This is a genomic window from Streptomyces sp. HNM0645, from assembly GCF_030056615.1.
Taxonomy (GTDB): domain Bacteria; phylum Actinomycetota; class Actinomycetes; order Streptomycetales; family Streptomycetaceae; genus Streptomyces; species Streptomyces marianii.
The window spans coordinates 1-4,875 of sequence record NZ_JASHLT010000099.1; the positions used below are offsets into that span (position 1 = coordinate 1).

At 66.0% G+C, this 4,875-nt stretch carries 5 protein-coding genes; all 5 read left to right on the plus strand.

Annotation, left to right across the window (positions count from 1 at the left end):
• Positions 1-580 precede the first annotated feature (580 nt).
• The 5 genes from QMZ92_RS35550 (at position 581) to QMZ92_RS35570 (ending at position 4,728) form a co-directional block, all read left to right on the plus strand.
• Positions 581-904, plus strand: coding sequence for a DUF8827 family protein (locus QMZ92_RS35550; RefSeq protein ID WP_283302044.1), 324 nt, complete (start codon positions 581-583; stop codon positions 902-904).
• A gap of 122 nt (positions 905-1,026) precedes the next feature.
• Positions 1,027-1,704, plus strand: a complete 678-nt coding sequence (locus QMZ92_RS35555; protein WP_283302045.1) for a DUF8175 domain-containg protein — start codon at positions 1,027-1,029, stop codon at positions 1,702-1,704.
• Positions 1,694-2,098, plus strand: coding sequence for a hypothetical protein (locus QMZ92_RS35560; protein ID WP_283302047.1), 405 nt, complete (start codon positions 1,694-1,696; stop codon positions 2,096-2,098). Before QMZ92_RS35555 ends, QMZ92_RS35560 begins: the two co-directional genes overlap by 11 nt.
• Positions 2,099-2,100: 2 nt before the next feature.
• Positions 2,101-3,402: a hypothetical protein gene (locus QMZ92_RS35565; RefSeq protein ID WP_283302048.1), complete on the plus strand. Its 1,302-nt coding sequence runs from the start codon at positions 2,101-2,103 to the stop codon at positions 3,400-3,402.
• A 45-nt stretch (positions 3,403-3,447) separates the two neighbouring features.
• Positions 3,448-4,728 (plus strand): SCO6880 family protein, encoded by a 1,281-nt coding sequence (locus QMZ92_RS35570; RefSeq protein WP_283302050.1) that lies wholly within the window; start codon positions 3,448-3,450, stop codon positions 4,726-4,728.
• Positions 4,729-4,875 lie beyond the last annotated feature (147 nt).

Consider the following 4,875-nt stretch of genomic DNA (forward strand, 5'->3'; position numbering starts at 1 on the left):
CCGGCACCCTGCCCCGCGCCATGGCCTCCCTGCGCAACCTCGCCATCAGCGTCTTCCGCCAGGACGGCCACACCAACATCGCCGCCGCCCTCCGCCACACCGGCCGCGACTACCACCGGCCCCTACGAGCCCTCGGACTCACGTGACGAACCCAGACAGATCTCGATCATGCAATGACCCTGCCCCACCCCCGGCGATGCGTATGGCTGTGCTCATATCTCGATCCCCAGTCGTCGATGCGCATCCCGCCACGAGGGACGGGAACCGCAATTCCCGTGCCATGGGGTGAGCCCGTTTAGCCGGGCGTCCCAGGGCTGCGAATGCGCCACTACATAGCCGCACGCTGCGCGGCTAGCGTCTGCGCCGAGTGAGAGCAGCAGGGATTCGACAACTTGCGCTGAATTCTAAGGCATTGAATTGCCGATGCGTCAACATATCGACTGGGGAGGCGTTTTAGTCGCTTCTCAATTTTCGAGCTGGCGGCCATTCGGCATGTTGAGTGAATTCCTCGTTGTCGATGACCAGTTGTCCAGGTCCTTCACGCGGACTGGGGCAGGCTTTCGTGGCCTGGGAGGGATTTGTGCAGGTAACACAGCAGGTGGTGCAGCTCGCTGCCGAGGGAGACATAGGCGTCATCACGGACGGGATCAAGCCGGACTGGGCCGTATTCGGCGCCATTGGAACCAAAGCGAAGATCATCGTCGGGGTGGTCATGGCTGGCGCCGTTCTCTTCCTGCTCGGAAGTGCCGTCGTGGGCGCCGTGCATATCCGTGTCGGAAATCAGCAGCACAACACGATGGAGACAAAGAAGGGGCAGACGATGGTCGCCAGCTCTCTTCTTGGTCTTTTCGCAGTCGCCTCCATGTCGACACTCTTCGGCATCGTCTACGGGTTTGGAATCTAATGGCCGGGAACCAGAAGCAGACCGGAACACGGAGCCTGACAGCGGAGCCGTCGGAGACTCCTGGGACCGGGGCGGCGTCTCCGTGGCGCAGGGCGAAGATCGGCGCGATCATCTTCGGTGTCGTGCTGGCACTCGGGGTGGCGCTGACCCTGGTCGGCGGCGGAGGGGGCACGGACGGCAAGGGGCCTCTCGAGACGCCCACAGACTCCACGCCCACCTCCCGGGCCGGCGGCAGCGGGCCCGGGGTCAAGGCGAAGACCGTCAAGAGCGGCGTCCCTGTGGGATACCCGCGCACCAAGGACGGTGCTGCGGCGGCCGCGGTCAACTATCAGATGGCCCGTTCCGCGCCGGGCTACTTCACCGACCGGGCGCTGCGTCATCGGGTGCTGAAGACAGTCATGACGTCGTCCGCGCTGGCCGCTCAGCAGGCGCAGGACGATCAGACGGTCAAGGGCCTGATGGCGGCGCTCGGCGCAACCGAGCAGTCGGCGCCGGACATGGTCATGCGGGCCGCCTCGCTCGGCACGAGCGTGCGGTCCTACTCCAACGACACGGCCGCGGTCCGGGTGTGGATGAGCGAGGTGGTGGGGGTTCCCACGGACAAGTCGAAGATGCCTGTCTCCGGCACCTACTCGACCTACGCGCTGATCTTGCAGTGGGAGGATGGTGACTGGAAGGTCGCCACGATCGACCAGGCCGAGGGCCCCACTCCGCTGGTCTCGGCCGACCAGTCGGCGTCATCGACCGATGAAATGCGCCTGGCCAACAAGGAATTCGAGGCACCGCGCTATGCTGGCTGATTTCCTTCGGCGGCGCATGGCGCAGGGCGTTGTCGCCGCCATGTTCGCCGTTTCCATTGTGGTGGCTGGACCAGCAGCACCCAAGGCTCACGCGGATAATGACCTTCCGGTCTGGCTCAATCCGTGCAATGCGCCGGGCGGAAAGATGGTCTGCGAGAAGGCGGATGAGGGCGCCAAGTGGCTGTACGACAAGTCAGGCGCTGATTCCGTTGTCGAGGGTGTGAGTGAGGCCATCGACTTCGCCAGTGACCCGCTCGGCTACCTGGAGCAGAAGCTGCGTTCCGGAACCAAGAGCATGTTCGGTGCCTTCGGTGAAGAACTCACTGGCAAGAAGCCGACCGCACCCAAGAACGGTAAGAAGCCCGGGCCAGCCAAGAAGGGCAAGGGGGACTAGTCGTGACGGAAATCGACTGGGGGAATCCAGGATTCATTCGCCTGTACGGTCTCGTCTTCGCCCTCGCCACCGTCTTCACCATGGTCCAGTGGCTGATCTCGGTGGTGAAGCGAGTGGTCCGGGGTGTGCCTGTTGCCCAGGCCGCCATGGAGAACGTCGGCTACCTGCTGATGTCCGTGGCCGTGGCGGGACTCATGCCGGCAATGGTGATGACCACAGTCGACTTCATCGACAGTGCGGCCGAGGCGATCCTCGGCGACTACATAGCCGAAGTGTTCGTCGGCGGACTGGTCATCTTCACCGCACTGGCCGTTATATCCGTTCTGGTACCCGGCTTCGGAGTAGTCATCGCCATTCCGATCGGCCTGATGATCCTGTTTGCGGTGTTCGGCCTATGGGTCATGTTGGTTGTCCGCGACGCACTCATCCTCCTCGGGCTCATCTTCGGACCGATAGTGTTCTCCGGTCTTGTCGACAAGGATTTGTGGGGCCACACCCGTAAATGGGTCGGGATCATGGGCGGGGTCATCGCGAGCAAACTGGGCATCTACCTCGCCCTCGCCCTGGCAGGCGCCCTCTTGGACGGCGTCGCCGACACCAGCCACGACATGACCGCGCCGGAGGCCATAGGCTCCTGCATCACCTTTATTGTATTGCTGTTCATCGCCCTGTTCATGCCCTTCCAGATCGCGAAATGGCTGCCCATCGTCGGTGACGAGATGCATGCCATGGCCCAGGTCAAGGACGAAGCAGAGCAGCGGGCCAAGGCCGCGCATCAGCAGGGAAAGCAGAGACAGAACGACCTGCAGGCGCAGGCCGCGTCCAAACCGCCGGCCGGGGGTGGAGGGGGTGCCGCAGGGGCGGCGAGCAAGGCCGCTCCACCTGCCGCCGCGGCGATGGCCGTCAAGGAAGCCGGCGACCAGCTGCGCGATCAGGCCGTGCAGTCCGCGAAGGATGGCGCCAACAACGCTTCTGGCGACGGCGGTGGCGGTGGCGATGGCGGTGGCGGTGGCGGTGGGGCCCAGCAAGGCGGCGGCTCCGGCAAGGGCAAGAGCCCCGGTGGGCCCGGCGGCAGTCCGCGCGGTGGCGGCCGCGGCGGAGGGGGCGGTGGCGCCCCGGGCGGGGCGCGGCGACCGGCGCCTGCTCCGCCTCCGCGGCGTGGCGCTCCCGGATCAAGTCCGGGGGGTGCTCCCCCGGCCCCGCCCAGGCAGGGCGGTCAGGCTTCCTCGCTTCCGCCCAGGCCGGGCGGTCAGGCTCCTCCGCCTCCGGCACCCGCTCCTCCGCCCCCGCCGCCCGCGAGCTAGCGGCAGCTCTCACCTCACCTACCACGCTTTGAGAAAGGAGTCGCGATGGACCGCGTCTTCAGCTTCCCCCGACCGCGTCCACGCGGTCTGCTGGGGCGCCGCTTCGAAATGGACGAGCAACTGGTCCTGCTTGGGGGCATCGTCCTGGCCGTCGGCTTGCTGGCCGGCTTGCCCGGGACCCCTTTGAAGATCCTCGGGGCTCTCGGGGCTGCCGGAACGTGCATCTACGTCACGATGGTCCCCCACAAGGGCCGCACCTTCCTTCGCTGGTACGAAATCCGTCGCACCCACCGTCGGCTGCTGCGTGACGGCAAGCTCCTGTACAAGTCGACAGCCCCGCTCGCCGGGCGCCGCCGGGACGGCGCGCCGATACCGGTGGCCCAGCCGGTGGGCGTGCCGGAGGCCCTGGAATGGATCGCGGCGAAGACCGGGTACGGGGACATCGCCGTTCTGCTCCAGCCCACCGAGTCCATGTTCGTGACCTGCATCGAGGTCGAGGGGGCAAAGAACTTCGGCGGATTGGACGGTGCGGACAAGGAAGCGCTGGTCTCCGCCTACGAGTACCTGCTCAAGGAGACCGCTGAGAGCGGAGGTCGCATCGAGTATGTGCAGTGGCTGGCCAGGTTGCTGCCCACCGACCCCAACGCGCACGCCCACGATGCCGCGGTGCGGCGGGATCCGTCAGCACCATCCTGGCTGAGCGAGTCCTACGACCAGTTGGTCGACATGGTTTCGGTCTACGCCGAGGACCGGCGGCTGTTCCTGGTGCTGGGCATCCCTTACACCCAGGAGCTTGCGGCTGAGGCCCTCACCTACAAGACCCTGCACGACGGGTACGGCGAGGTGCTGGGTAAGGAGATCGAGCAGTTCATACGCGGTCTGGGCGGCGCCCAGCTGCGCTGGGTACGCAACCTCGACGAGCCCGCGCTCGCGTCGCTGATTCACCACACCTATGCGCCCGACCACTGGATCAACGACACCCGGGGCATGGATCGCGCGAGCTGCTGGCCTGCCGAGATGGACGCCCGGGAGCCCACCCGCATGGCGGCCCGCAGCTGGGAGGGTGCCGATCCCTGGTACACCGCCACGGCATGGATCAAACAGTTCCCCGTGTTGCCGGTGGGCGTCAACTTCATGGCCCCGCTGCTGCTGTACGTCTCCGACGTGATCTTGACGGTTGGGGTGACGATGCGGCTGCTGCCCGCCGACAAGGCCCTTGAGGACGCCATGGCGGACGTCACCAACGAGGCCGGGCAGGCCGACAACCACCCTCATGGCTCTCCTCATCTCATTCCTCGGTTAGTACTGCAACGGTCTTTGCCGTGACGGTTTGGCAGTCGGATCGTTGTGCTGGGCATGGGGTGGGATGTGGTGCCGGCGGATGTCCGGCGTTGGTCGTCTGGGCTGGCTGAGCTGCATGAACGGTTCGTGTATCGGTTCAACAGGCTGGAGCCGCGGGAGTCGTCGCTGGCG